Source organism: Amycolatopsis sp. NPDC041971 (assembly GCF_055588925.1).
This window is the reverse complement of sequence record NZ_JBVJCE010000002.1, coordinates 226,382-249,898: the sequence shown is the minus strand read 5'-3', so window position 1 is coordinate 249,898 and position 23,517 is coordinate 226,382. Positions and strand designations below refer to the sequence as shown.

General features: G+C 70.0%; 21 protein-coding genes and 1 pseudogene. 9 read left to right on the top strand and 13 right to left on the bottom strand.

Annotated features, from left to right (window positions below):
• Nucleotides 1-37: 37 nt before the first annotated feature.
• Nucleotides 38-952 carry a hypothetical protein gene (locus ACZ6DT_RS06310; protein ID WP_465589521.1) on the bottom strand — a complete coding sequence of 305 codons (915 nt, stop codon included), beginning with the start codon at nt 950-952 and terminating at the stop codon, nt 38-40.
• Between the two features lie 50 nt (nt 953-1,002).
• Here ACZ6DT_RS06310 and ACZ6DT_RS06305 point away from each other — a divergent pair, with 50 nt between their 5' ends.
• From ACZ6DT_RS06305 to ACZ6DT_RS06290, 4 genes are read left to right on the top strand one after another with little or no spacing between them, the layout of a single operon-like run.
• Nucleotides 1,003-3,924, top strand: a complete 2,922-nt coding sequence (locus ACZ6DT_RS06305) for an FHA domain-containing protein (protein WP_465589520.1) — start codon at nt 1,003-1,005, stop codon at nt 3,922-3,924.
• 3 nt (nt 3,925-3,927) lie between these two features.
• Nucleotides 3,928-5,142: a glycosyltransferase family 4 protein gene (locus ACZ6DT_RS06300; RefSeq protein WP_465589517.1), complete on the top strand. Its 1,215-nt coding sequence runs from the start codon at nt 3,928-3,930 to the stop codon at nt 5,140-5,142.
• Complete coding sequence (locus ACZ6DT_RS06295) at nt 5,136-5,843, top strand: class I SAM-dependent methyltransferase (protein ID WP_465589514.1); 708 nt, start codon at nt 5,136-5,138, stop codon at nt 5,841-5,843. The genes ACZ6DT_RS06300 and ACZ6DT_RS06295 overlap by 7 nt, the downstream gene beginning before the upstream one ends.
• Nucleotides 5,840-6,793 carry a prenyltransferase gene (locus tag ACZ6DT_RS06290; protein ID WP_465589511.1) on the top strand — a complete coding sequence of 318 codons (954 nt, stop codon included), beginning with the start codon at nt 5,840-5,842 and terminating at the stop codon, nt 6,791-6,793. The genes ACZ6DT_RS06295 and ACZ6DT_RS06290 overlap by 4 nt, the downstream gene beginning before the upstream one ends.
• A gap of 61 nt (nt 6,794-6,854) precedes the next feature.
• Here the strand turns inward: ACZ6DT_RS06290 and whiA are convergent, their stop codons facing one another.
• Genes whiA through uvrC form a run of 4 tightly spaced genes read right to left on the bottom strand, consistent with a single transcriptional unit; the run spans nt 6,855 to nt 11,711 of the window.
• Nucleotides 6,855-7,844, bottom strand: coding sequence for a DNA-binding protein WhiA (gene whiA / locus ACZ6DT_RS06285; RefSeq protein WP_061980674.1), 990 nt, complete (start codon nt 7,842-7,844; stop codon nt 6,855-6,857).
• A gap of 18 nt (nt 7,845-7,862) precedes the next feature.
• Entirely contained in the window at nt 7,863-8,837 is a 975-nt protein-coding gene (locus tag ACZ6DT_RS06280; RefSeq protein WP_465589509.1) for a gluconeogenesis factor YvcK family protein, read from the bottom strand.
• Nucleotides 8,824-9,681 carry an RNase adapter RapZ gene (gene rapZ / locus ACZ6DT_RS06275; RefSeq protein ID WP_034311885.1) on the bottom strand — a complete coding sequence of 286 codons (858 nt, stop codon included), beginning with the start codon at nt 9,679-9,681 and terminating at the stop codon, nt 8,824-8,826. Before rapZ ends, ACZ6DT_RS06280 begins: the two co-directional genes overlap by 14 nt.
• Nucleotides 9,682-9,731: 50 nt before the next feature.
• The gene (gene uvrC / locus ACZ6DT_RS06270) at nt 9,732-11,711 is read right to left on the bottom strand and encodes an excinuclease ABC subunit UvrC (RefSeq protein WP_465589506.1); all 1,980 of its coding nucleotides are present in this window, start codon (nt 11,709-11,711) and stop codon (nt 9,732-9,734) included.
• Nucleotides 11,712-11,960: 249 nt separating this feature from the next.
• On the opposite strand from uvrC, the gene ACZ6DT_RS06265 reads away from it, so the two are divergent.
• Nucleotides 11,961-12,698, top strand: a complete 738-nt coding sequence (locus ACZ6DT_RS06265) for a S1 family peptidase (RefSeq protein WP_465589503.1) — start codon at nt 11,961-11,963, stop codon at nt 12,696-12,698.
• A gap of 93 nt (nt 12,699-12,791) precedes the next feature.
• On the top strand, nt 12,792-13,571 hold the full coding sequence (locus tag ACZ6DT_RS06260; RefSeq protein WP_465589500.1) for an exodeoxyribonuclease III: 780 nt from the start codon (nt 12,792-12,794) through the stop codon (nt 13,569-13,571).
• A gap of 101 nt (nt 13,572-13,672) precedes the next feature.
• Here ACZ6DT_RS06260 and ACZ6DT_RS06255 read toward each other — a convergent pair whose 3' ends face one another.
• From ACZ6DT_RS06255 to rpe, 5 genes are all read right to left on the bottom strand, one after another.
• Nucleotides 13,673-14,116: a PH domain-containing protein gene (locus ACZ6DT_RS06255; protein WP_465589498.1), complete on the bottom strand. Its 444-nt coding sequence runs from the start codon at nt 14,114-14,116 to the stop codon at nt 13,673-13,675.
• Between the two features lie 17 nt (nt 14,117-14,133).
• Nucleotides 14,134-14,640 carry a 6,7-dimethyl-8-ribityllumazine synthase gene (gene ribH / locus ACZ6DT_RS06250; protein WP_465589495.1) on the bottom strand — a complete coding sequence of 169 codons (507 nt, stop codon included), beginning with the start codon at nt 14,638-14,640 and terminating at the stop codon, nt 14,134-14,136.
• Nucleotides 14,637-15,911 carry a bifunctional 3,4-dihydroxy-2-butanone-4-phosphate synthase/GTP cyclohydrolase II gene (locus tag ACZ6DT_RS06245; RefSeq protein WP_465590531.1) on the bottom strand — a complete coding sequence of 425 codons (1,275 nt, stop codon included), beginning with the start codon at nt 15,909-15,911 and terminating at the stop codon, nt 14,637-14,639. Before ACZ6DT_RS06245 ends, ribH begins: the two co-directional genes overlap by 4 nt.
• A gap of 53 nt (nt 15,912-15,964) precedes the next feature.
• Nucleotides 15,965-16,588 carry a riboflavin synthase gene (locus tag ACZ6DT_RS06240; protein WP_465589493.1) on the bottom strand — a complete coding sequence of 208 codons (624 nt, stop codon included), beginning with the start codon at nt 16,586-16,588 and terminating at the stop codon, nt 15,965-15,967.
• Nucleotides 16,589-16,698: 110 nt separating this feature from the next.
• The gene (rpe, locus tag ACZ6DT_RS06235; RefSeq protein ID WP_465590528.1) at nt 16,699-17,367 is read right to left on the bottom strand and encodes a ribulose-phosphate 3-epimerase; all 669 of its coding nucleotides are present in this window, start codon (nt 17,365-17,367) and stop codon (nt 16,699-16,701) included.
• 145 nt (nt 17,368-17,512) lie between these two features.
• Between rpe and ACZ6DT_RS06230 the strand changes: the two genes are divergently transcribed.
• The 3 genes from ACZ6DT_RS06230 to ACZ6DT_RS06220 all read left to right on the top strand — a co-directional run bounded on the left by ACZ6DT_RS06230 (nt 17,513) and on the right by ACZ6DT_RS06220 (nt 20,906).
• The gene (locus ACZ6DT_RS06230) at nt 17,513-18,748 is read left to right on the top strand and encodes a sensor histidine kinase (protein WP_465589490.1); all 1,236 of its coding nucleotides are present in this window, start codon (nt 17,513-17,515) and stop codon (nt 18,746-18,748) included.
• The gene (locus ACZ6DT_RS06225; protein WP_465589487.1) at nt 18,745-19,404 is read left to right on the top strand and encodes a response regulator transcription factor; all 660 of its coding nucleotides are present in this window, start codon (nt 18,745-18,747) and stop codon (nt 19,402-19,404) included. Before ACZ6DT_RS06230 ends, ACZ6DT_RS06225 begins: the two co-directional genes overlap by 4 nt.
• 386 nt (nt 19,405-19,790) lie before the next feature.
• Complete coding sequence (locus ACZ6DT_RS06220) at nt 19,791-20,906, top strand: serine hydrolase domain-containing protein (protein ID WP_465589484.1); 1,116 nt, start codon at nt 19,791-19,793, stop codon at nt 20,904-20,906.
• Here the strand turns inward: ACZ6DT_RS06220 and ACZ6DT_RS06215 are convergent.
• The 3 genes and pseudogenes from ACZ6DT_RS06215 to ACZ6DT_RS06205 form a co-directional block, all read right to left on the bottom strand.
• Nucleotides 20,903-21,409 carry a flavoprotein gene (locus ACZ6DT_RS06215; RefSeq protein WP_465589481.1) on the bottom strand — a complete coding sequence of 169 codons (507 nt, stop codon included), beginning with the start codon at nt 21,407-21,409 and terminating at the stop codon, nt 20,903-20,905. The genes ACZ6DT_RS06220 and ACZ6DT_RS06215 overlap by 4 nt on opposite strands.
• Complete coding sequence (locus ACZ6DT_RS06210) at nt 21,406-22,842, bottom strand: RsmB/NOP family class I SAM-dependent RNA methyltransferase (RefSeq protein WP_465589478.1); 1,437 nt, start codon at nt 22,840-22,842, stop codon at nt 21,406-21,408. The genes ACZ6DT_RS06215 and ACZ6DT_RS06210 overlap by 4 nt, the downstream gene beginning before the upstream one ends.
• Nucleotides 22,839-23,427: pseudogene (locus ACZ6DT_RS06205) on the bottom strand (methionyl-tRNA formyltransferase); the annotation flags it as partial. The pseudogene ACZ6DT_RS06205 and the gene ACZ6DT_RS06210, both read right to left, overlap by 4 nt.
• Nucleotides 23,428-23,517: the final 90 nt, after the last annotated feature.

Below are 23,517 nucleotides of genomic sequence, written 5' to 3'. Positions count from 1 at the left end.
GGCGTAGCGACCGAGCGCGCGTGTCGTCCGCCGCGGGTCAACGCCCGGACAGTGCGACGGAGAGGGCCTCACCGGTGCGGCGTTTGGCGAGGTAGAACGCCGCCTCGTGCGGTTTCGCCCCGTTGTCGACGGTGTAGCCGCTGTCCAGGACGCCGTCGGCGCCGGGGAACAGCCGGCTGAGGTCCGGCCGGGCGGCGACGAGATCGTCGCGGTCGGCCAGGTTCACCCAGCTCGCGACACCGGGCGGGACGGACGGCGGCTGCGGGCGGGTCCGTTCGTAGACCACCGTGCGCAGACCCAGCGGCGAGCCCAGGGTGAGCAACAGCGGCAGCGGGTGGCCGTGCAGATGGGCGGCTTCGTAGGCGACGACGGAACCGAGCGAATGTCCGATGATCGCTTCGGCCTCCGGTCCGATGTGCTCGGCGACGCGATCCTGGACGCGTTTCCGGATCGTCTCGTCGGTGAGGTACAGCGTCACCTGTTTGAGTGCCTTGACCACCACGCGTTCGGCGAACGCCACCCCGAGCCTCGCGAACGGCTTCAGCCGCACCAGCGCGTTCAGCACCGGGCGGGCGGCCGCGCGCACACCCTGGGTTTCCCCGGCCGGACCGCCGAGCCTGGCCAGTTCGGCACTCGCCCGCTCGCGATCCGTCTCGCGGGACGCCGAAACGGCAGCGTTCCGCAGCCACTCCCCCGCCAGCGCCTCGGCGAGTTCCCACTCGTCGGCGCTGAGTTCGTCGGCGCCGCCTTGCTGGCCGTCCTTGAGGAAAAGGTCACCGTAGAAGGCCATCCGCGCGTCACCGGGCCGGGCGTCGCGCCACAGGGTGTCGGCCAGCGCGGGGTCACCGGCGAGCCGGATACCGCCCGCCAGACTCGGCAGCCATTCCGCCTCGAGGGTGTCCGCGGACTTCTGTTCCTGGGCGATGCCGTGCACCAGAACGATCCGAGCCATGGCGCACAGTATCGCGGCCGCCCTTGCCGGTGACCGTCCGATGAGACAAAGTGATCTCCGTGGGAGAGCGGAGGTCGTTGGTCGTCGCGTCGCAGTGCGACTCGCTGAACCTTCTCTCGTTCCTCCCCGACGCGGGCCGTCAGGTTTCGACGGCCCTGCTCGACCCCGAGATCGGCGGCTGCGTCCCCGCGCTCGAGGGCGGGCGCGGCCTGCTCGTCGACCCGACGATGGTCGAGCTGGACGACGCACTGGTGGAAGCCTTCGAGCGCGCTTCGGAGGACGAGGCGACGCTGTTCCTCTCGCTCGTCGGGCACGGCGAATACGCCGACGACGACTTCTACTTCCTCACCAAGGACACCGGCCTGCCGGTGGACAGCCGCAGGTCGTTCCTGTTCGCCCAGCGCATCAAAGAGCTGCTCGGCCGCTTCTCGATGCTGGACGGTTTGGTGATCCTGCTCGACACCTGCCACGCCGGCATCGGGGCGAGGCAGGCGGGCCAACGCTGGCTGCGGATCGTCGGCGAGGCGGGCAAACGATTCGACCTGCTCACCGCCTCGGACGACCGTGTCGCGGCGAACGGGTGTTTCAGCCGGTCACTGGTCTCGGTGCTCCGGTCGGGGCATGCCGAATTCGGCGAACGCGTCCGGTGCGCGGATCTCAAACGGGTGATCACCGGCCTCTGCCCGATGCAGACCGCCATCCATCTGGGTTTCGACGGCACCCGTGAGGTGGCCGAAGCCGACCAGGGACTGTGGCTCGCGCTGAACTCCTCCCCCGCTTGGCGGCGTTCGCCCCTGGCTGGCAACCCGGCCGCGCCGCGGATCGAACGGCTGACCGCGGACTACCGGCCGGATCCGAAACTCGGTGAAACCGTGGGGCGTCTGCTCACCGGCGCCAGGCTGGTCGCGATCACCGGTGCGGCAGGGGCGGGGAAGTCGGCCATGCTCGCCGCGCTCGCCCGGCCGTCGGTGGCCGGATCGTACGTGCCGCCGGACTTCCTGCACGGCGTCCTGTTCGCGGGCCGCGGCGACACGGCGGAGCGGCTCGCACGGGAACTCGCCCGCCAATTGCGGCGGACCGTACCCGGTTTCGCCGACGCCGAGCAGGCACACCATGCCGGGCTCGACGACGCAGCCCGCAACGGCGCAAGCGCTTTCGATCTGGCCTTTTTCGGTCCTCTTCGGACACTCGCTCCACAATGGACCGGCGGCCCGGTGCGGATCGCGATCGACGGGCTCGACGGGCTCGACCTCGAACTCCGGCAGCGGCTGTGCACGGTTCTCCTCGACCTGTCACGGGAACCGACCCTGGAGTGGGTCAACACGGTGGTGGCGACCCGGAAACCGGACCTTCTGCGCTCCGCGTTCGTGATCCGGCTCGATCGGCCGAACGACGTGCCGAGCTTGAGCCGCGAACCGGAAGAAGTCTACGTGGGCGACCCCGGTTCGCCCACCTCGCCGAGGATCACCCCCGCCACCCTGGTCATCGACGTCCCCGGTCTGCCACCCGCGCGGCACGAACTGTCGTTCGGGCTCACCACGCTCGGCCGCAGCAGGAACGCCGCGCTCCGGCTCGGGGATTCGCGGGTTTCCCGGCTCCATTGCGAGATCCACTGGGACGGCACGACGGCGTGGCTGACCGACCGGGACTCCGCCAACGGCACCTTCGTCAACGGGAAACGGGTGCTGAACGCCGAATTGGCGCATCGCGACGTTCTCCGGCTCGGCGATTCGACGGTCACCTTCATCAGCGTCACGCAGGAGGATGAAGACCAGGTCGATGTCGAGCAAAGCACCGGCGCGGTCGCCTCGCCGCGGCAGGGCCACGCGGTTCTGCTGGAACTGCTCGGGCTGGCGGCCGGCCGCGGGCCCATCCCGATCTCGATCCTCACCGCGGCGAGCGCGGCGGCCGGTGGTCCGGACCGGCGGGTTCACGTCCGCGACTTCCTTGCCGGGCTCGGTGACTCGGTCAGCCGGACGCGAGCGGGGCTGGCCGACGAAACCGTCCTGTGGACCGGTGCGCCGCCCGTGCTCTTCCCTGATGTGGCGACCCGTCTGCACGCCCGGCTGGCGGCGGCGACCTCGGAGGTGGCACTCGTGACCGGAGACGACGAGCCGACACTCGAACAAAGTTATGCCGCGGCCAACGAGGCCGAACACCTCTGGCTCGCTCACCTGCGCGAAGACGCCCTCACCTCGCTGGAACGCCGGGCGTCCCACATCCCCGTCGAGAACAGGGAACGCTGGGCGGCCTGGGCGAATCGCGCGGCACGGGAACTCGGCGAGACCGACCGGATCACGTTGCGGTGCAAAGCACGGCACGCCACCTGGACCGGCAAGGCGGGCGACGCGGCCGGGGCGCTCGCCCGGTTCGAAGAACTGCTGCCGATCGCCACCACCGCGCTGTCCGGCGGCGACGAAGACGTTCTGAGCATCCGGAACAACATCGGACATCTCCTCGCCGAACTCGGCCGCTTCGAGGAATCACGGTCCGAGTTCGAATCCCTTGTCCGGGACGCCACCCACGCGCTCGGAGCCGACCATCGCGAGACACTGCACGCGCGGCACTTCCTAGCGATCGCGACGGGCAAGACCGGGGACGGGGAGAAAGCCCTCCGGCTCTCCCGGGAACTGCTGCCACAGGTGAAACAGGTGTTGGGTGACGACGAGATCGTCGGCCGCGTCCGGCACAACATCGCGTTCTGGAGCGCCGAAATCGAGCACCCCCCCCCCGTTGTTTCGGAGTACCGACGGCTCCTCGACGAAGCGACGGGACGGCTGAATGAGCGGCATCCCGACGTCCTCGACCTTCGGTTCGGTCTCGCGCTCACCCTCGCCAAGGCGGGCCAGGTCACCGAGGCCCTCTCGACGTGGACTTCGCTGCTCGACGATTCCGTCGAGGTCCGCGGCGAACGACACGAGGAAACCCGGAAGATCCGCGAGCAGCTCGAACATTGGGGTACGCGGGAGTGAGCGGTGAGCGCCTTGCGGATCGCGCTCCTGACTTACCGCGGGAACCCGCGCAGTGGCGGTCAGGGCGTGTACGTCCGGCATCTGAGCCGCGAACTCGCCGCGCTGGGGCATCGCGTCGAGGTGCTGTCCGGGCCGCCTTATCCGGAGGTCGATGACGGCGTGCGGTTGACGAAGATCCCGGGACTCGACCTGTTCGCGGAGCCGAATCCCTTCCGGACACCGCGGCCGCGGGAGTTGCGTGATCTGCCGTCGTGGGTGGAGTTCCTCGGCATGCGCCGAGGCGGCTTCCCCGAACCCCTCGCGTTCTCCCTGCGTGCGGCCCGCCATCTCGCGAAGCGCCGGGACGAATTCGACCTCGTCCACGACAACCAAGGGCTCGGCTACGGAATACTCCACTGTGGACTGCCGACCGTCGCCACGATCCACCATCCCATCGCCGTGGACCGTGCTTTGAAGCTCGCCACCGTCACCGGACGCGAAGCGGCGCGGGTCAGGCGGTGGTACGGGTTCGTCGACATGCAGCACCGCGTCGCGCGGCGGCTGCCCACGCTGACCGTGTCGCTGGCTTCCCGGGCGGCCATCGGCCGGGAAATGGGCGTACCGGACGACCGGATCCACGTCGTCCCGCTCGCCGCGGACGCCCGGATCTTCCGGCCGCGGCCCGAAATCCCACGGGTCCCGGGGCGGGTCGTGGCCACCGCCAGTGCGGACGAACCCCTGAAGGGACTCGCACATCTTTTGGCGGCGTGGGAACGGATCCAGGGCGAACTGGTGATCGTCGGCAAACCGAAACCGGACGGCCCGGCGGCGCGAGCACTCGCCCGGCTCGGTCCCGGCGCAAGCGTCCGGTTCGTCACCGGGCTGACCGACGACGAACTCGCACAGCTGCTCTGTTCCGCCGAAATCGCTTGCGTTCCTTCCCTGTTCGAAGGGTTCTCGCTGCCGGCGGCCGAGGCGATGGCCTGCGGAACGCCGATCGTCGCGACCACGGGCGGCGCGCTTCCCGAGGTCGTCGGCGACGCGGGGATCCTGGTGCCGCCGGGTGACGTACCCGCGCTCGCGGAGGCGCTCACCAAGGTCCTCGGCGACGAACACCTGCGCGCCGACCTCGCGGCCCGCGGCCTGGAAACCGCGGGCGCGCTGAGCTGGCGACGCACCGCCGAGGAGACCGCCGCGTACTACCGGCGGGTCCTCGGCCGGGAGCGTGCGAGGTGCTGACCGTCGACTTCGACCGGTTCCCCGTCGGCCCCGGCGACCGGGTGCTCGATCTCGGCTGCGGGGACGGGCGGCACGCCTACGAAGCGTACAAACGCGGCGCCGACGTGGTCGCCGCCGACCTCGACGACACCGCGCTGAAGTACGTTCGGGAAATGTTCGCCAACCTCGCGGAAGCGGGCGTGGCTCCCGCTACGGCCTCGGCGATGGCCGTCCGCACGGACGCCCTCCGGCTTCCGTTCCCGAGCGGCTCCTTCACCCGGGTGATCGTGGCCGAGACACTGGAACACATCCACGCCGACCGGACGGTGCTCGCGGAGGTGAGCCGGGTGCTGGCGCCCGGTGGCCGGCTGGTGGCGACCGTGCCGCGCTGGTGGCCGGAGCGGATCTGCTGGCTGCTCTCGGACTCATACCACGAGGTCGAAGGCGGGCACATCCGGATCTACCGGCGTCGCGAACTGCTCGGCAAGCTCAGGGAAGCCGGACTGCGGCCGACCGGCGGCCATCACGCGCACGCGCTGCATTCGCCGTACTGGTGGCTCAAGTGCGCTGTCGGTCCCGACGAGGAGCACCGGCTCTGCGCGTTGTACCACCGGTTCCTGGTCTGGGACATCATGCGGAGTCCCCAGCCGGTGCGGTTCGCCGAGCGGGCGCTGAACCCGGTGCTCGGCAAGAGCCTCGTCGTCTACGCCCGCAAACCGTGAAGGCCACCGCCGCCGGTATCGCGGCCGTGCAACGGCCGGACGGCGGGATTCCCTGGGAGGCCGGCGGGCACCTCGATCCGTGGAACCATCTCGAAGCCGCCATGGGACTGGACGTCGCCGGGCTGGAGGCGGAGGCCGAAGCCGCGTACGACTGGCTGGTCCGGAACCAGCGTCCTGACGGATCCTGGGCGGCCGGGTACCGCGACGGTGAAATCGACTTGTCCACTATGGACACCAACTTCACCGCCTATGTCGCGGTCGGGACGCGGCACCATTTCCTGCTGACCGGGGACCGCGCGTGGCTGGATCGCATGTGGCCGGTCGTGGACAGGGCCGTCGGCGCCGTCCTGCGGCGGCAGCAACCGTCGGGTGCCATCGCCTGGCGCGACGACCCCGAAGTCCGGTTGGTCGCCGGATGCAGCAGCATCCACCACGCGCTGACGCAGGCGCTGGCGCTCGCGTCCACGATAGGGCTGGACCGTCCACAATGGTGGGACGCGGCGCATCGGCTCCGCGCGGCTCTGGTCGGCGAGCCACGGCTGTTCGCCGCGAAACCGCATGCGATGGACTGGTACTACCCGATCCTGTGTTCCGTCGTGACCGGCGCCGACGCCACGGCGCGGCTCGCGGCGGGCTGGGACCGGTTCGTCGAACCCGGCCTGGGAGTGCGCTGCGTGCACCACGAACCGTGGGTCACCGGCGGGGAAACCGCCGAACTGGCCCTGACTCTCGCCGCCCGCGGAGAACGGGTCCGCGCGGGCGAACTCCTCGCTTGCGTGGCCCGGCTTCGGCTCGGCGACGGCTCGTACTGGACCGGGTATCAGTACGCGGACGACGAGTTCTGGCCGGACGAGCGTACGACGTGGACCTCGGGCGCGGTCCTCCTCGCCACCGCCGCACTCGATGGCGACCCAGCCACGTGCGAAGTCTTCGGCGAGCAGCGCGTTTAGTCCTCTGGATGCGATCGATGCACGCGCAACTACCGCATCCAGAGGACGAAATGCGGGCTACTCAGGCCTCGTCTTCCTCGAGCATGTCCGGCGTGACCGCGGATTCGGTGTCCGGGATGCCTTGTTCCTTCGCCTTCTTGTCGGCCATCGCGAGCAGACGGCGGATCCGGCCGGCGACGGCGTCCTTGGTCATCTGCGGATCGGACAGCTGACCCAGTTCTTCGAGCGAGGCCTGCCGGTTCGACAGCCGCAGCTTGCCCGCGGCGAGCAGGTGATCCGGGGCGGATTCGCCGAGGATGTCCAGCGCGCGTTCCACCCGGGCCGCCGCGGCGACGGCCGCGCGGGCCGAGCGCCGCAGGTTGGCGTCGTCGAAGTTCGCGAGCCGGTTCGCGGTGGCGCGCACCTCGCGGCGCATGCGCCGCTCTTCCCAGGCGAGCACGCTCGTGTGCGCGCCGAGCCGGGTCAGCAGGGCACCGATGGCGTCACCGTCGCGCACCACGACCCTGTCCGCGCCGCGGACTTCACGCGACTTGGCCTGGATGCCCATCCGCCGGGCGGCGCCGACGAGCGCCAGCGCGGCCTCGGGGCCGGGGCAGGTCACCTCGAGCGACGACGAACGGCCGGGTTCGGTGAGTGAACCGTGTGCCAGGAACGCGCCGCGCCAGGCGGCTTCCGCGTCGGCGACGCCGCCGGACACGACGGCGGCGGGCAATCCGCGCACCGGACGGCCGCGCTGATCGATCAAGCCGGTCTGCCGGGCGAGCCCCTCGCCGTCCTTGACCACCCGGACGACGTACCGCGTGCCCTTGCGCAATCCGCTGGAGGAGATGACGTGGACGTCGGACTGATGTCCGTACAGTTCGTGGATCTCCTTGCGCAGCCGCCTCGCCACCGAACCGGTGTCGAGTTCGGCCTCCACCACGACGCGGCCGGCCACGATGTGCAGCCCCCCCGCGAATCGCAGCATCGACGCGACCTCCGCCCGGCGCGGGCCGATCTTGGTGATCTCCAGCCGGCTCAGCTCGTCCTTCACGGCGGCGGTCATCGCCATCGCTGCCCCTCCATACCTTCAGCTCCTCCCCCGGTGAGACTCCAGAGCGTCTCGCATACAGCTCGCGAGCGCATCAGGATCATGCCGCCCCGTCACGACCGGGTCAGCCACCGCCCCCAGCAACGCCCTCGCGCCCAGCCTCCCGGCCGCGTCCCGCAACCGGGCTGGTGAGGGCACCGAGTCACGGTCCGCGATGACCGCGTCCACCCGTAATTCCGGGGCGTGTTCGAACAGTACGTCCAAATGCTTCTCCGGAGAGAATCCGGCCGTCTCCCCCGGTTGGGGGATCAGGTTGAGGATGACGACCTTCGTGGCGTCCGTTCGGAGCAACGCGTCGTACAGATCCGGCACCAGCAGATGGGGCAGCACACTGGTGAACCACGACCCGGGACCGAGGAACACCACGTCCGCGCCGAGCACGGCCTCGATGGCCTCGGGACACCCGTGCGGCGGCCGGTCGGCCTGTCCTGTCGGGTGCAGGCTGATCCGGTGCACCTGCCCCGGCGTCGTCGCCACCGCCACCTGACCGCGAATCCGCCGGAGCTCCTCGGGATTCTCGGCGTCCAGCCCCGAAACCTCGCCCTGGATTTCCAACGGTTCGGGTGACATCGGCAGGACCCGGCCGGAAATGCCCATGAGCCTGCTCGCCTCGTCGAGCGCGGCGACCGGATCCCCGAGCACCTCGAACAAACCGGCCAGCAACAGGTTCCCGACCGCGTGCCCGGCGAGCGCGCCGTCGCCGCCGAAGCGGTGCTGGAACACCTCCGCCCACAGGGTGCCGCCGTCTTCGGCGGCGAACGCGGCGAAGGCCTGCCGCAGGTCGCCCGGCGGCAGCAGCCCGAGTTCCCGGCGCAGCCTGCCGGAGGAGCCCCCGTCGTCCGCGACGGTGACCACGGCGGTGACCTGCGAGGTCACCCGGCGCAACGCGGTGAGGGTGGCGTGCAGGCCGTGCCCGCCACCCAGAGCGACCGCGCGCGGATCACTCGCGGCCAAGGTCGCGGTGCACCACCTTCACGGCCATACCGTCCTCATTGGACAGACGCTGGGCGAGCTCCTCGGAAATGGCGACACTGCGGTGCTTTCCGCCCGTGCAGCCGACGGCCAGCGTCAGGTACCGCTTGCCCTCGCGTTTGTAGCCCGCGCCGATCAGGCGCAGCAGCTGGTGGTAGCGGTCGAGGAACTCGTCCGCGCCTTCCTGGCTGAGCACGTAGTTGCGGACCTCGCCCTCGAGACCGGTGTGGTCGCGCAGTTCCGGGATCCAGAACGGATTCGGCAGGAACCGAACGTCCATCACCAGGTCGGCGTCCATCGGCAGGCCGTACTTGTAGCCGAACGACAGCACGGTGACCCGGGTCTGCGTGCTCGCCTCGGAGCCGAAGGCGTCCTCGATCTTGGCGCGCAGGTCGTGCACCGAAAGCGACGACGTGTCGAGCACGAGGTCGGCCTCTTCCCGCAGCGGCTCCAGGAGCGTGCGCTCGGCGGTGATGCCGTCGGCGAGCCTGCCGTCACCCTGCATCGGGTGGCCGCGGCGGACGGCCTCGAACCGGCGCACCAGCACCGCGTCCGTGGCCTCCAGGAACAGGACGCGCGGCTTGTACCCGCGGGCGTCGAGATCCTTGATGACCGACGCCAGGTCGTCGGTGAACGCACGCGAGCGCACGTCCATCACCACGGCGACCTTCGTGATCGCGCCCCGCGCCTGCGCGCCGAGCTCGACCATGGTGGCGATCAGTTCGGGCGGCAGGTTGTCCACCACGAACCAGCCCAAATCCTCCAGGCATTTCGCGGCGGTGCTGCGGCCCGCTCCGGACAGCCCGGAAACGACCGCGACCTCCATCCCCGAACCGCGGCCTTCTTCTTGCGCACTCACAATGGTCCCTTCACCGATCACGTACCGGACTCCCCCGCCGTCGCCGCCGACGTCTCCCCTGCGAGTGCCGCGACGACCGCTTCCGCGGTGCGCCTGCCGAAGCCTGGCACCGCCTCGATCTCCTCTATCCGCGCGTCGCGGAGTTTCTTCACCGAGCCGAAATGTTTGATCAGCGCGGTGCGGCGAGCCTGCCCCAGCCCGGGTACACCGTCCAATGCGGACACCTGCATCCGCTTGGACCGCTTCTCCCGGTGGTATCGGATGGCGAACCGGTGCGCCTCGTCACGCAGCCGCTGCAACAGATACAGCGCGTCGGAGGTGCGCGGCAGGATCACCGGATCGGGATCGCCCGGCAGCCACACCTCCTCCAGCCGCTTCGCAAGGCCGACCACGGCGACGTCGGTGACGCCCAGTTCGGACAGGACGTCCGCGGCGGCGGTGGCCTGCGGGCCCGCGCCGTCGACGACGAGCAGGTTCGGCGCGTACGCGAACTTGCGCGGTTTGCCGGTCTCCGGGTCGATACCCGGCCGATCCGGATCGACCGCGGCACCCTCGGCGCTTCCGGCGTTTTCGGCGTTTTCCTTGAGGTAGCGGTAAAATCGGCGGCGGACGACCTCGGCGATCGACGCGACGTCGCCTTCCTCCGCGGCCTCGCGCAAGGCGAAGCGCCGGTACTCGGACTTGCGCGGGATGCCGTCCTCGAACACCACGAGCGACGCGACCACGTCACTGCCCTGGATATGGCTGATGTCGACGCATTCGATGCGCAGCGGCGCGGTCTCCAGCGCCAGGTAGTCCTGTAGTTCCGCCAACGCGGCCGAGCGCGCCGTGAGATCGCCGGCGCGGCGCAGTTTGTGCTGGGTGAACGCCTCGCCGGCGTTGCGCGTCACCGTCTCCGCGAGCGCGCGTTTGTCCCCGCGCTGCGGCACCCGCAGGCTCACCCTCGACCCACGCAGCCCGGAAAGCCATTCGCCGAGCGCTTCCGCGTCGGCGGGCAGCTCGGGGACGAGGACCTCGCGCGGCACCGGCGACCCGAGGTCGGGGTCGTCCGCGCGTTCGGCCTCCTCACCGTAGAACTGCGTGAGGAAGTGATCGACGAGATCCTTGACGTCCATCTCTTCGGCCTTGTCGATCACCCAGCCGCGCTGACCGCGGACCCGGCCCCCGCGCACGTGGAAGACCTGGACAGCGGCTTCGAGTTCGTCGTGGGCGAAGGCGACGACGTCCGCGTCGGTGCCGTCGCCGAGCACGACCGCCTGCTTCTCCATCGCACGCCGCAACGCCCCGAGGTCGTCCCGCAACCGGGCGGCCCGCTCGAACTCCAACTCCTCGGACGCGGCCGCCATTTCCTGTTCCAAGCGGCGGATCAACGCGTCGGTGCGGCCGGCGAGGAAGTCGCAGAAATCCTCGACGATCACGCGGTGTTCATCGGCGGAGACCTTGCCGACGCAGGGCGCGGAACACTTGCCGATGTAGCCGAGGAGGCAGGGTCTTCCGATCTGGCCGTGCCGTTTGAAGACGCCCGCCGAGCAGGTGCGCGCCGGGAAGACCCGGAGCAGCAGGTCGAGCGTTTCGCGGATGGCCCAGGCGTGCGCGTACGGGCCGAAATACCGCACACCCTTCTTGCGCGCGCCGCGATAGACGTGCAGGCGGGGGAACTCCTCGTTCATCGTGACGGCGAGGACCGGGTAGCTCTTGTCGTCGCGATAGCGGACGTTGAACCGCGGGTCGAACTCCTTGATCCAGTTGTACTCCAGCTGGAGCGCCTCGACCTCGGTGCTCACCACGGTCCACTCGACGCTCGCCGCCGTGGTCACCATCTGGCGGGTGCGCGGGTGCAGGCCCGTGAGGTCGGCGAAGTACGAGTTCAGCCTGCCGCGGAGGCTTTTCGCCTTGCCGACGTAGATGACCCTCTTCGTGGCATCGCGAAATTTGTACACGCCAGGGGCGTCCGGGATGCTCCCCGGCGAGGGACGGTAGGTGGTCGGGTCAGCCACGTCGTCCAGCCTATGGGGCACCACCGACAGTCTTACGAGGCCCCGTCCTTAGCGGCGGGTCGGTCAACCCTTCGAGTGACGGTTCCCACGATCCGGTCCGGATTTCGCTACTCATACCGACCTAAGTCGGGTCTTCGGCCGGAACCGACGTTCGTTGGTTCCTGGCGGGTGAATCGGGTGATTACTTTCCGTCCCAGTTCCACTTCACTCGGTTCTTCGTCAGATGACGCTCGAAAGGACTCCTGCACCGTGAGCCGTCTTCGTACGCTGGGCGCCGCCACCCTCGCCGCCGCAGCCCTCACCATGACCGCCGGCGCCGTCGCCTCCGCGGGCACCCCCACCGGTGTCCAGCCGAACATCGTGGGCGGCGGCACCGCCCCCACCGTGAGCTGGGGCGCCCAGGTCTACGTCAACACCCCCGGCCGTCAGTGGGACGGGTTCAACTGCTCCGGCAGCGTCATCGCCCAGCGCTGGGTCCTGACCGCCAAGCACTGCCTCGACTCCGACGGCACCGGCATGCGGGTCCGCGTCGGCAGCAACGCGCTGCAGGGCGGCCGCGAGATCGCCGTCGACCGCAAGGTGTCCTCGCCGAACGGCGCCGACATCTCGCTGCTGCACCTGGCCTCGGATGCCGGCGTCACGCCGATCAGGCTGGCCTCCTCGAACCCGTCGGTCGGCAGCACCAACCAGCTCTACGGCTGGGGCCGTGAGACCCCGTCCGGCCCGCCCGCCTCGGCGCTGAAGGTGGCCGACGTCCGCGTCACCGGCAGCTCGCGCGACGCCTACGGCGGCCCGGCCATCCAGAGTGTCGGCATCAACGGTTCGGCGTGGAAGGGCGACTCGGGCGGCCCCCAGGTCGCCAACGGCGTCCAGGTCGGTGTCGCTTCGACCGTGCAGAACCAGAGCGGCTCGAACATCCGCGGCACCAACAACTACGGCAGCGTCGCTTCGGCCCGCTCCTGGATCCGCTCGACCACCGGGGTCTGACCTCCACCCCGGTGAAGGGCCCTCCGAGACGCGACCCGTCTCGGAGGGCCCTTTCGCGTTCGGGTGTCGGTGGGGTGTGGGACGCTCGCGGGCATGCGGATCGCGACGTGGAACGTGAACTCGATCGGGCCCCGGCTGCCGAGGGTGCTGGACTGGCTCGGCTCGGTACAGCCGGACGTGCTGTGCCTGCAGGAACTCAAATGCGGCACCGACGCCTTCCCCTTCGACGCCGTGAAGGAACTGGGCTACGAGACGGCGGCGTACGGCATCGGACGCTGGAACGGCGTCGCGATCGTGTCCCGCGTCGGCCTGGAAGACGTGACGCGCGGGCTGACCGGTGAGCCCACCTTCGAGGACAAAGCCGACGCGCGGGCCATCGGCGCCACCTGCGGCGGGCTCCGGCTGTGGTCGGTGTACGTGCCGAACGGGCGTGACCTGGAGAACCCGCACTACAACTACAAACTGGCCTGGCTCTCGGCGCTGGAGGCGACGGTGCGGGAGGAGCAGGCGCGCGGACTGCCGTTCGCGGTGCTCGGCGACTTCAACATCGCGCCGGCCGACGCGGACGTGTGGGACATCGGCCTGTTCGCCGAATCGACGCACGTGACCGAGCCGGAGCGGAAGGCGCTCGCCGCGCTGCGCGACCTCGGGCTGTCGGACGTGTTCCCGCGGCCGCTGAAGTACGACCACCCGTTCACGTACTGGGATTACCGGGCCGGGAACTTCCCGAACAACAAGGGAATGCGGATTGACCTCGTGTACGCCGACGCCGTCGTCTCCGGTGCGGTGACGGACTCCTATGTGGACCGTGAGGCGCGCAAGGGTAAGGGCCCCTCGGATCACGCGCCGATCGTGGTGGATCTCTCGCTTTAGCCATTCGTTGTCCGTGAAGGCCTCCTTGAGGGACCCTGGGTCCCTCAAGGAGGCCTTCACGGACTTGGGCCGGATTTCGTCCACACCCGCCAGAGAGAGCGTCAGCCTTCCCAGGCCGCCTTGTGCAACCGCCGCAGCGCCCGCACCGCGGCCACCGCGCGTTCCCGGTCCACCGCCTGCACGGCCATGACCGAGTAGTACTCGTCGTCCGGCAGTTCCAGCCGCGCCCACGAAGCCCCGTCCGGGAAACTCACCGAGAGCACCTCGCTCCACGCGAACTTCTTGGTCATCAGCACGTTCCGGACCTCGATGCCGTCGGCGTCGGCCTTCACGCGCGCGGTCGCGAACAGCATCGTGCCCGCGGCGAGCAGGACGCCGATGCCGATCATCGCCGCCTGGTCGGACGGCTGGAAGAGCACGCCGGTGTCCGAGCCGCGCAGCAACACCGCGACGACCACGAACGTCGCCAGCAGGAGCACCGCCAGCACCGAGCACATCACCAGGGCACGGCGGGGCCGCAGCACCACTACCTCGGACTTCGTCATCACATCCGCCTCGACGCTCACACGAAGCCCCGCTCGGTCCACGGCTGGCGCAGGTTCCGCAGCGCGTGCGCGGCGTCCAGCGCGGCGACCGTCGCTTCGTAGCCTTTGTCCTCGACGGAGCCGGGCAGACCGGCCCGGTCGAGGGCCTGCTGCTCGGTGTCGCAGGTGAGCACGCCGTTGCCGACCGGGGTGCTCTCGTCGAGCGCCACCCTGGTCAGGCCCGCGGTGACCGCGTCGCAGACGTACTCGAAGTGCGGCGTCCCGCCCCGGATGACCACGCCCAGCGCGACGACCGCGTCGTGCGTGCGGGCCAGCGCCTGCGCGGCGACGGGCAGTTCGACGGCGCCCGCGACACGCACGACCGTCGGCTCTTCCTCCAGGTCGGCCGCCTTGGCCGCTTCGAGGGCACGGTCCAGCAGCGCGCTCGTGATCTTCGTGTGCCAGCGTGTGGCCACGATCCCGAGCCTGATGTTCTTACAGTCGGACAGGTCGAGTTCGACGTCCGGCCGGCCTTCGCCGCTCACCGCTTGCCACCTCCGTTGCCCTGGTCGACCTCGGCGCCGACCTGGTCGAAATGCTCCAGCTGGGACAGGTCGTGCCCCATCCGGTCGCGTTTGGTCCTGAGGTAGCGCAGATTCTCCGGGTTCGGCGAGATCGGCAGCGACACCCGCCCGGTGACCCGCAGGCCATAGCCCTCCAGCCCGACGCGTTTGGCGGGGTTGTTCGTCAGCAGCCGCATCGAGCTGACACCGAGGTCGCACAGGATCTGCGCGCCGGTGCCGTAGTCCCGCGCGTCGGCGGGGACGCCGAGCTGCAGGTTCGCGTCGACGGTGTCCGCGCCGGCGTCCTGCAGCTGGTAGGCCTGCAGTTTGTGCAGCAGCCCGATCCCGCGGCCCTCGTGGCCGCGGATGTAGAGCACGACGCCGCGCCCTTCCTTGGCCACCGCTTCCAGCGCCGCCTCCAGCTGCGGGCCGCAGTCGCAGCGCAACGAGCCGAAGACGTCGCCGGTGAGGCATTCGGAGTGCACGCGGACCAGGATGTCCTCGCCGTCGCCGATCTCGCCGTAGACGAACGCGATGTGCTCGATGCCGTCGAGCAGGCTGTCGTAGCCGACCGCGCGGAACGTGCCGGCCGTCAGCGGGATCCGCGCCTCGGCGACCCGCTCGACCTGCTTCTCGGTGCGCCGCCGGTACGCGATCAGGTCGGCGATGGTGATCATCTTGAGGTCGTGGTCCGCGGCGAAGACCTCGAGTTCGTCGCGGCGGGCCATATCGCCCTCGTCCTTCTGCGACACGATCTCGCAGAGCACGCCGGACGGCGAGAGCCCCGCGAGGCGAGCCAGGTCGACGGACGCTTCGGTGTGCCCCGGGCGCCGCAGGACGCCGCCCTGCTTGGCGCGCAGCGGGACCACGTGGCCGGGCCGCCGGAAGTCCGACGCCGCGGACGCCGGGTCGGCGAGCAGCCGGACGGTATGCGACCGGTCGGCCGCGGAGATGCCGGTGGTGATGCCCTCGGCGGCGTCGACCGTGACGCTGTACGCGGTGCCGCGCTGGTCCTGGTTCGTGTGGTACATCGGCGGCAGATCGAGCCTGTCCGCCTCGGCCTCGGTCAGCGCGACGCAGACGTAACCCGAGGTGTAGCGCACCATGAAGGCCATCAGTTCCGGCGTGGCCTTCTCCGCCGCGAAGATCAGGTCGCCTTCGTTCTCGCGGTCTTCGTCGTCCACCACGACGACCGGACGGCCCGCCTTGATGTCGGCGATCGCCGCCTCGATGGCATCGGCGTTCACGGCCACCCCGCCTCCACAGGGGGTCAGATCGGCCGACCCCGGAATCGCACTCGTCTCAGTCACGCCCGCTCCTCCGTACCGCCATTGTCCCCCTGCGCGCGCAGATGCGGCATGGCCAGCTTCTCGACGTACTTGGCGACCACGTCGACCTCGAGGTTCACCAGGTCGCCCGGGGTGTTCCGGCCGAGGGTGGTGAGTTCGAGGGTGGTCGGGATCAAGGCGACGGAGAACTCCTCGTCGGTCACCGAAGCGACCGTGAGGGAGACGCCGTCGACCGCGATCGACCCCTTCTCGACCACGTACCGCGACAGCTTCTTCGGCAGCGCGAACGAGGTGAGTCCCTGCTCGTCCCGCTTGAGGAAGACGCCGGTGCCGTCGACATGGCCCTGCATGATGTGCCCGCCGAGCCTGCCGCCCGCCGGTGTCGCGCGTTCGAGGTTGACGACGTCGCCGACGTGTACCTTCGCGAGGCTGGAGCGCTGCAGGGTCTCGTGCACGACATCGACGGTAAACTCACCGCCCGCCACCGCGACCACGGTGAGGCACACGCCACTCACCGCGATGGAGTCACCGTGCCCGGCGTCGCTGGTCACCAGCGGACCCCGCACGGTCAACCGCGCGGCGTTCGGGACCTGCTCGACCGCGGTGACCTCGCCGAGTTCCTCGACAATGCCGGTGAACACTCCTGCTGCCCTCCTCCTGGCTCGCACCGTCGCTGGACGGTGCTCCCCTCATCCAACACCCATCGGGACCGATTCCTTCTCCTGACCCGACGGCGGATCAAGAGGCGGGATCAGCCGCGGGCGCGGGCCGCCTGCTCGCGCAGCGCCGCGACCGCCTTACCGGCGTCTTCGGCGCCGTAGACGGCGGAACCGGCGACGAAGCAGTCCACACCGGCCTCGGCTGCCTGCTCGATGGTGTCGGCGTTGATCCCGCCGTCGATCTCGACGACGAGCTTGAGGTGACCGGTGTCGACCAGGCGCCGCGCGGTGCGCACCTTGTCGAGGACGCCCTCGATGAACGACTGGCCGCCGAAACCGGGCTCGACCGACATCACCAAGAGCGTGTCGTAGTGCTTGAGCGTGTCGAGGTGGTCCTCGATCGGTGTGTTCGGCTTGATCGACAGGCCTGCCTTCGCCCCGGCGGCACGCAGGTTCTTCGCGAGCGCGATCGGGTCGTGCGCGGCCTCGACGTGCACGGTGACGTTGTACGCGCCCGCTTCGGCGTACCCGATGGCCCACTTGTCGGGGTTCTCGATCATCAGGTGGCAGTCGATCGGCACGTCGGTGGCCTTGAGCAGCGACTGCACCACGGGCAGGCCCAGGGTCAGATTCGGCACGAAGTGCGCGTCCATGACGTCGACGTGGACCCAGTCCGCGCGGGTGTCCCCCTCCCCCGCGACGGCGCGGATCTCGTCGCCGAGCCGGGCGAAGTCCGCGGAGAGGATGCTGGGTGCGATCAAAGGTCGGTGAGCCACGCGCCCGAGTGTAGGAGGGCACCGCTAACGCCCGCTAACCGGCTGTGACCGCCCGGCCGGTCTCGAGGATGACGGGAAATGGCACCGCAGTGGGAGGTGCGCGCACGCGGCGCCGAATAGCGTTCCCGTCATGGTCAACCCCTTGAAACCCCTGGTGCGGATCGGCAGCTATCGGAGCGTGCCGTTCGGACTCCTCGGCATGGCGATCACGGCGATCCCGTTCCCGATCGCGCTCATCCCCGCCATCCTCATCCCGGGCGACGTGCGGGTGAAGCTGGTCTACGGCATGCTCGCCATGGGCGTGCTGGTCGCGCTGGCCGGGCTTCCGGGACCGATGCGGCGCGTCGGCATCTGGTTCGCGAACCAGATGCTGGGCACCCGGATCGCGCAACCCCTGCCGAATACGAAGATCGCCTGGCCGGAGCGCTGGCGTTCGGCGGCATGGCTGCTCGTGCACACCGCGCTCGGCTGGGTGCTGTTCGGCCTCGGCTCCTTCCTGATGCTCGGCTTCGTGTTCGCCGCGGTGTGGGCGGGAGGCGGTGGCAGCCCGATCGAGGTCTTCGGGGAACGGGTGACGGTCGAATCCGGCACCGGCGGCCTGTGGACGCTGCCGATCGCGTTGGTCACGCTCGTCCTCATCGCCTTCGTCCTGATCGGTTTCACCAGGCTCTTCCAGTACAGCGCGGTCGCGCTGCTGGGCCCTTCGGCCGCCGAACGCGTCGCCGCGGCCGAAGTCCGGGCGAATCACTTCGAGCAACGCAACCGGCTGGCACGCGAACTGCACGACTCCATCGGCCACACGCTGACGACGTCGACCATTCAGGCCGCCGCGGCCGCCGAACTGGTCGACTCCGAACCGCGACTGGTGCGGAAGGCGCTGGGCACCATCGAGGAATCTTCACGGGCGGCACTCGAAGACCTCGACCACGTACTCGGCCTGCTGCGGCAGGACCGGTCGTCCCGCGAACCCGAACGACGGCTCATCGAGGCAGGCACGCTGGCCGAACGGGCTCGCGCGGGTGGCGCGGTGATCGACTACGAGCTGAGCGGACCCGCCGCGGAACTGCCGGCCACCCTTTCGCGGGAGGCGTACCGGATCGTCCAAGAAGGACTGACGAACGCGTTGCGGCACGCCCATCCCGGCCCGGTGTCCGTGCGGGTCGCGGTACTCGCCGACGCGCTGCGGATCGAGATCGTGAACCCGCTCGTGGAACACGCGGCCGTTTCCGGCCGCGGCGGCAACGGGCTGCCCGGGCTCACCGAACGCGTCGAAGCGCTGCGCGGCGAGCTCGTCGCGGGGCCGGCCGTCGACGGGGAACCGCTGTGGCGGCTGGTGACCACGATCCCGCTACGGTCGCACTCATGACACTGCGCGTCCTGATCGTCGACGACGAACCGTTGCTGCGCGCCGGATTGCGCTCGCTGCTGGACAACCAGCCAGACCTGACGGTGGTCGGCGAGGCAGGCGACGGCGGCGAAGTGGTCGGCCTGGTGCGTCGGACGCATCCCGACGTGGTACTGATGGACGTGCGCATGCCGGGCGTGGACGGGATCGAGGCGACCCGGCGAGTGCTGGCCGGGATAGCCGAACCGCCGAAGGTCCTCGTGATCACGACGTTCGACAACGACGATTACGTCTACGACGCGCTGCTCGCCGGGGCCAGCGGGTTTCTGCTGAAGCGGGCGCGCAAGGAGGAATTCGCGCACGCCATCCGGACCGTCGCCGCCGGGGAGACACTGCTGTTCCCCGACGCGATCCGGCGGATGGTCACCGCGCGCCCGGCGCCGTCCGGCCTCGTCCCCCGGCCGTCGTCGCTGACGAAACGGGAGACCGAGGTCCTGCGGCTCATCGCCACCGGGATGTCCAATGTGGACATAGCGGCCGAGCTGGTCATCAGCCTCGAAACCGTCAAGACCCATGTGGGCAACATCTTCGGCAAACTGGGCGCGGCCAACCGCAGCCAGGCGGTGGTGTTCGCCTACGAGACCGGCGTCGTCGCGCCGGGGCACAGCCTGCGCTGATCTCTTGGCGCGGCGGCGCGGGCGCAATGCTCCCCGCACCCCGAAAGTCCGCGAAAGCCTCCTTTCCCTACTTGGAGGACAGGGCCCCTGCGAAGTCGCATAACCGCTGGTCAAGTGAGTGCCGGGGAAGCGGGTTCGTCACAGTGGCCTGACGCCTTCCCGACTGTCCACAGAGGACATTTCCGGAGCGGCAATGCCCGATTCGGGCGTTAGTGTCCCTTATGGACATTCGGGGTCCTGACTCGTCCCTCGGGTAAGCCGAACGCCACTCAAGACCCCCATTTGAGGGTAGGGAAGGAGGCCTTCACGGACAGGGGGCAGACCCCCGGTCCGCCGTGGGGCCTGCCCCATGGCTACCGCATTCGACCGTCCCTAACTTGGTACCCATGCGAAAATCCCTGCCAGGCAAAAAGATCATCGCCGCCGGTTCGCTGGTCGCGCTGCTCGCGGCGACGACCGCAACCCCGGCGTTCGCCGTGAGCAAACCCCACGACGCGGTCGACAAAGCACTGAAAACGCTGGTACAGGACGGAGTCCCCGGCGCGCAGGCGACGGTGACGAGCCCGTCCGGGCGGACGTGGTCGGAACGCGAAGGCGTCGGGAACGTCGAGACCGGGACGCCGTTCCCGCACGGCTCGAAGTTCCGGGCGGCCAGTATCACGAAGACGTTCGTCGCCGTCGTGATCCTGCAGCTGGTCGCCGAAGGAAAGGTCCGGCTGGACACGCCGATCGACCGGTATCTGCCCGGTCTGGTGCGCGGGAACGGCAACGACGGCACCAAGATCACCGTCCGGCAACTGCTCCAGCACACCAGCGGGATCTACAACTACCTCCGGGACCTCGACCTCGATGAGTGGCGCCATCGCGGTGCCGAACCCGAGGAGCTGGTGGCGATCGGCCTCGCGCATCCGCCGCTGTTCGCACCCGGCACGAGCTGGTCGTACTCCAACACGAACTACATCATCGCCGGGATGCTCATCGAGAAGCTCACCGGTCGTTCCGTCGCCACCGAAATCCGAAGCCGGATCGCCAAGCCGCTCGGCCTGCGCGACACCTATCTGCCGTCGCGCGGCGACGAAGGCCTGCCGCACCCGCACGCCAGGGGCTACGCGCCGGGCCCGGTCGACTACACCGAATTCGATCCTTCGGCCGCCGGGGCCTCCGGCGGGATCATTTCGACCGGCGCCGACCTGAACCGGTTCTACGGCGCGGTCGTCGACGGCCGCCTCCTGCCGCGCGCGCAGCTGGCGGAGATGCAGCGGACCGTTCCGGCTCCCGTCGGGCTCCCGGGCGCGGAGTACGGCCTCGGCATCGCGTCCGTCCCGCTGTCTTGCGGTGGCGAATTCTGGGGGCACGGCGGGAACATCGTCGGCTTCGCGAACATGTCGGGTGCCGTCCCGCACGGCAGGCGGGTGAACGTCGTGGTGAACCTGGATCCCGCGCCGGACAAGGTGTCGGACGGCCTCGCCAAGGCGCTGGACACCGGGTTCTGCGCCCGCTAAACCGCCGGGAGCAGGTCCAGAACGGAGGTCCAGGAGGCCTCCGGGCTGAGCCTCGCGGTGGTGACCCCGGCGGAGGCGAGCGTGTCGAGATGGCGCTGCCAAGCCGGATGATGCACCCGCGTGTCCTGGATCTGGTAGCCCAGCACGATCGTGACGCCCGGCGTGCTGAGGACGTCGCCGAGCAGGGTCAGCGCCTGGTTGTCGGCGATGCCCAGCGCCAGTTTCGCCACGGAGTTCGCGGACGCGGGCGCGAACAGGAACACCGCCGGATCCGGATGCGGCCGGGGTTCGCCCGGCAGCCGGGAGGTACTGCGGACCGGCAGCTCGGTGCACTTTTCGAGGTCACCGAGCCCGCCGGTCCTCGCCATCCAGCGGGCCGCGGTGGGGGTCAGTGTGATCGCGAGCTCCCAGCCGCGGTCCGCGGCCGGTTTCGCGAGCTGCGCGGCGAACCGGGTGTCCAGCCCGCCGCACGAGCTCGCGACCAGGCCGAGGACCCTGCTCACCCGGCGGAGTCCGGCTTCCGCAGGACGGCGCAGAACATCGCGTCCGTACCGTGGCGATGCGGCCACAACTGGACGTACGGGCCGTCACCGAGCTGCGGGACACCCGGGAAGAACTCCCGCGCGTCGACGATCTCAGCACCGGCGCGGCGCGCGGTCTCCCCCACGACGCCTTCGGTCTCGGCCAGATGCGGCGAGCAGACGACATAGGTGACGACGCCGCCGGGACGGGCCAGGTCCAGCGCCGCGGTGATCAGCTGGCCCTGCAGTTTCGTCAGGTCCGAGATGTCACTGGGCTGACGACGCCAGCGCGCTTCGGGGCGACGCCGCAGCGAGCCGAGCCCGCTGCACGGCGCATCGACCAGGACGCGGTCGTAACCCGGTTCGAGACCGCTCTCGCGGCCGTCGGCGACGTGGATGGTCACCGGAAGGCCCTGGACGGCGTTCTCGATCAGCTTCGCGCGGTGCGGTGCCTTCTCGACCGCGTCGACGGTCGCGCCGCCGATCGACGCCAGCGCGCCCAGCAGCGCGGCCTTGCCACCCGGGCCGGCGCACAGGTCCAGCCAGCGCTCGTCGGAGCCGGTGAGCGGGACCTTCGTGACGGCGACGGCGCACAGCTGACTGCCCTCGTCCTGCACCGCGGCCAGCTTTTCCCTGATCGGCTCGATGTCACCGGGGTCGCCGGAGCCCGCGGGCATCCGGACACCGTAGGGCGAGTACGGCGCCACGTCGCCGCCGGTGATGGCGGCCAGTTCGTCGGCGCTGATCTCGCCCGGCCTGGCGACCAGGTGGACGTCGGGACGGTCGTCGTCGGCCTCCAGGGCCGCCTTCAGCTCAGGTCCCTTGTCCCCCAGGGCTTCCGCGAACGAACGCGCGACCCAGCGCGGATGCGCCGTCCGCAGCGCGTAGGCACCGATCGGATCGGCGGCCTCGTCGGGGGCCAGTTCGTTCAGCCAGGTCTCTTCGTCCTTTTCGGACACCGAGCGCAGCACGGCGTTCACGAAACCCGCGATCCAGGAGCCGACTTCGGCGCGGACCAGGTCCACAGTGGACCCCACGGCCGCGTGCTGGGGGATGCGGGTGCGCAGCAGCTGGTACGCGCCGAGCCGCAGCCCGTCGAGCACGATGGCGTCCACCTTGGCCAGCGGCCGGTCGAGGCAGGCCTCGATGACGGCGTCCAGCATGCCGACCGCGCGGCAGGTGCCGTAGGTCAGTTCGGTGGCCAGCGCCGCGTCACGACCGGAGATCCGGCGATTGCGCAGCAGTTGCGGCAACACCAAGTTCGCGTACGCGTCGTCTTCACGGACCGCGCGCAGGACGTCGAAGGCGACCTGCCGGGCCGGGTCGATCTGCGGCGGGCGGCTGGGCCCCTCTTTACGCGGGCCCGGACGGCCTCGCTCCGGCCTGGACGGCCGGCGTTCCCTACGCTCGTTCACTGCAGGCGCTCTCCTTGTTCGATCCTCGTACCGCGCGCCCAATCGGTGGCCGCCATCCGCTTCTTCCCCTGCGCCTGCACTTCGCCCAGCCGCACCGGCTTCGACGCCGTGCCGACCAGTACCCGCTTGCGTTCCAGGACCAGCTCGCCCGGCGGGGGCCCCGGCTCGTCGACGACCGTCACCGGGCCGAGCTTCAGCCGCTCACCCCGGAACTCCGCCCACGCGCCCGGTTCCGGCGTGACCGCGCGGATCTGCCTGTCGACCGCGGTGGCGGGGTCGGCGAACGACACGCGCGCGTCCTCGACGGTCACCTTGGGCGCGTAACTCACACCGTCACCCGTCTGCTCCACCGCGCGCAACGTGCCGTCGGCGATTCCGTCCATCGTGGACACCAGCAGCTTCGCCCCGGACTCCGCCAGCCTGGCCAAAGTTTCACCCGCGGTGTCGGTACCGGCGATCTGCTCGGTGATCACGCCGTAGACCGGTCCCGCGTCGAGTTCCTTGACGATGCGGAAGGTCGAAGCGCCGGTGATCTCGTCCCCCGCGCGGATCGCGGCCTGGACCGGGGGGGGGGCGCGCCCCCCGGGTAGCAACAAAAAAGGCCAGGTTCACCACCCGTGCGCCGGAAGGTTCCCGGCAGCACGGGGCAGCAAAAAACCCTAGATGAACCACCGG

What these genes read in the sequence shown, in the direction of transcription:
- rapZ (WP_034311885.1), bottom strand. Translation starts at nt 9,681, where the DNA reads ATGGAGGTCGCGGTCGTTTCCGGGCTGTCCGGAGCGGGCCGCAGCACC.
- ACZ6DT_RS06255 (WP_465589498.1), bottom strand. Translation starts at nt 14,116, where the DNA reads ATGACGAAGTCCGAGGTAGTGGTGCTGCGGCCCCGCCGTGCCCTGGTG.
- ACZ6DT_RS06225 (WP_465589487.1), top strand. Translation starts at nt 18,745, where the DNA reads ATGACACTGCGCGTCCTGATCGTCGACGACGAACCGTTGCTGCGCGCC.
- whiA (WP_061980674.1), bottom strand. Translation starts at nt 7,844, where the DNA reads ATGGCGATGACCGCCGCCGTGAAGGACGAGCTGAGCCGGCTGGAGATC.
- ACZ6DT_RS06230 (WP_465589490.1), top strand. Translation starts at nt 17,513, where the DNA reads ATGGTCAACCCCTTGAAACCCCTGGTGCGGATCGGCAGCTATCGGAGC.
- ACZ6DT_RS06310 (WP_465589521.1), bottom strand. Translation starts at nt 952, where the DNA reads ATGGCTCGGATCGTTCTGGTGCACGGCATCGCCCAGGAACAGAAGTCC.
- ACZ6DT_RS06220 (WP_465589484.1), top strand. Translation starts at nt 19,791, where the DNA reads ATGCGAAAATCCCTGCCAGGCAAAAAGATCATCGCCGCCGGTTCGCTG.
- ACZ6DT_RS06260 (WP_465589500.1), top strand. Translation starts at nt 12,792, where the DNA reads ATGCGGATCGCGACGTGGAACGTGAACTCGATCGGGCCCCGGCTGCCG.